1 protein-coding gene is annotated in these 290 nt (G+C 64.8%); it reads right to left on the bottom strand.

What is annotated here, in order from left to right; all coding sequences use genetic code 11:
- Positions 1-287, bottom strand: a 287-nt coding sequence (locus K7862_RS37160; protein ID WP_222970233.1) for a glycoside hydrolase family 11 protein, incomplete at its 3' end; no start/stop codon positions are given.
- Positions 288-290: the final 3 nt, after the last annotated feature.

Genomic DNA, 290 nt, shown 5'->3' with positions numbered 1-290 from the left:
GGGTTGAAACTGCCGGAGTAGTTCACCGTCTGACGGCTGCCGGTGCTCCAGCCCTTGCCGGCCACGAAGTTGCCGACGTTGCTCCACGAGGTGCTGTAGTTCCCCCCGGAGCCAAGAGTCATCGACGACGAGCCACCGCCGTCGGTCCAGAACGAGTAGAAGTACCCGTTGTTGCTGCCGGTCTGACTCGAGGTGACCACCGTGTCGGCGTTCGCGGTCCCCGGCAGCATCAACGCCGCGACAGCCACCAGGACAGTGGCACACAGGCCGCTCAGCAGATACCGCAACCG

The sequence above is a fragment of the Actinacidiphila acidipaludis genome, from assembly GCF_019890725.1.
GTDB classification, from domain to species: domain Bacteria; phylum Actinomycetota; class Actinomycetes; order Streptomycetales; family Streptomycetaceae; genus Actinacidiphila; species Actinacidiphila acidipaludis.
The sequence above is the reverse complement of the archived record's forward strand: the minus strand, read 5'-3'. Positions and strand labels throughout refer to the sequence as shown.